Here is a 1,820-nt window from a genome sequence, read left to right on the forward strand (position 1 = left end):
CCCGACCCTACTCAGCCGCCCAGCGTGATCAGGGCCGCGATTGCCGGGCCGAAGGCGCCGCCCAGCTGGTAGCAGAGGTTGAACAGGCCGATCGCCGTGGGGCGCTGGGCGAGCGGCGCGGCCTGGGTGGCGTACACCGCGAGCGTCGCCTGGCCCGCACTCGTCGTGAAGACGGCCAGCGTCGCGACCAGCAGAAGCAGCGGCGCCCAGGGGGTCAGTACTGCGGTGAGCGGGGCCAGCGCTCCGACCGTGAGCAGGATCGTCAGGACCTGTGGGCGGCTCATCCGGGCCGAGACCGCGGCCAGCACCATGGAGAGCCCCGAGCCCGCGAGGAGGGCGACCAGCTGGTCGGTGCCGATCGTGGAGGTCGACCAGCCGGTACGGTCGCGCAGCAGCTGCGGGACGGTGAAGAGCAGCGTGAAGTACGAGGTCGCGAAGGTGCAGGCGAGCAGGGCGGAGAGGGCGAACGCCCGGGTGCGCAGCAGCGATGCCGGGACGAAGCCCGTGGGGTTGGACCGGATGTGCAGGGCCAGCAGCGCGGCCATCACCAATGAGGCGGCCACCGCCGGGAGCGGGTAGCGCGGGATGAGCACCAGGGCCGTCGCCATTAGGACCAGCAGGGCGGCGCCCCGGCCGTCGAAGGGGGTGCTCTGCTGCGGTGCGGACAGGTCGGCGCGGCGCATGATCGCCGGCAGGGCAAGGAGCGCGACCGCCCCGACGGCGAGGGACACCCGCCAGGAGGCCATGCCCGCGATCGTCGAGCCGAGCAGCGGCCCGACCGCGCCCAACGTCCCAAAGCCCGCCGTGATCATGCCCATCCGGCGGACCGAGCCCGCCAGGCTCATCGACGCGGTGATCAGGCCGGCGCCGCCCATCGCCTGGGCCGCCCGGCCCGCCATGGCCAGCGGCAGCCAGGGCGCCATGGCGACGATCGCGGTGCCGGCCACGATCAGGGCCGCGCTCAGCCTGAGCGTGCTGCCCAGCCCGCGGTGGTGCAGCAGGCCCGCCATTAGCGGGGTGCCGAGGGCCATGGCCCAGGCGAAGACCGTGACGAGCCAGGTCGCCGTGGCCGTACGGATGCCGAGCGAGTCGGCCATGTCCGGGAGGATCAGGACCGGGCTATTGGCGCTCGCGGCGACCGGAGTGGCCAGTAACGCCAGCCATGCGGCCGGGATTTGGCGCGATGCCTGCGCGGCGTGGCGGGGGTGGGTTCGGGCGAGCAGAGACATGGCAGGCTCCGGAAGGTGAGGTGGTTGGCGCGGAAGGCTCAGCGAAGGCGTTGTCACGTTGTTGAGTGCGTGGGTGTCTGACGGTGTGATGGGGCCGGGTTCCGGGCCGGTGCTCAGCCCTGGGTGGGCCGGCCGATGTTCTTGGTGATGTGGTCCCAGAGGGTGAGCCGGATGGTCATCTCGAGGCGGTGTTCGGCGGCGGTCATCAGGTGGCGGCGGGGGCGGAAGTGGGGTGAGATGCCGCTGAACGCGGCCAGGAGCCGCTGGGCTCCGCCGACGGAGCGGAAGCCTTTCCTGGCCCGTTCGCGCTGCCGGGCAGGCTGGTGGCTGTTCTCGGCCCGGTTGTTCAGGCCTGTGGGAGCGGTGCTCGACCGAGGGCGTCAGCTTCCGGTGGGCGGTGCCGTAGGAGCGGAGCTGGTCGGTGACCATGACCCTGGGTACCCGCTGCTTCTTCATGAGCTTGGTCAGGAACCGCTTGGCGGCCTTGGCGTCCCGCCTCGGCTGGACCAGGATTTCCAGGACGTTGCCGTCCTGGTCGACGGCCCGCCACAGGTACTGCCACGTTCGGCGCTTATTGCAGCGGTGTGTGCG

The 1,820-nt window shown here is 71.9% G+C and carries 1 protein-coding gene and 1 pseudogene; both read right to left on the reverse strand.

Annotation, left to right across the window (positions count from 1 at the left end; all coding sequences use genetic code 11):
• Nucleotides 1–11: 11 nt before the first annotated feature.
• Nucleotides 12–1,229 carry an MFS transporter gene (locus JL475_RS38825; RefSeq protein ID WP_202282899.1) on the reverse strand — a complete coding sequence of 406 codons (1,218 nt, stop codon included), beginning with the start codon at nucleotides 1,227–1,229 and terminating at the stop codon, nucleotides 12–14.
• A 236-nt stretch (nucleotides 1,230–1,465) separates the two neighbouring features.
• Nucleotides 1,466–1,820 (reverse strand): annotated as a pseudogene (locus tag JL475_RS38830) (transposase); the annotation flags it as partial.

Source organism: Streptomyces sp. M2CJ-2 (assembly GCF_016757295.1).
GTDB lineage: Bacteria > Actinomycetota > Actinomycetes > Streptomycetales > Streptomycetaceae > Streptomyces.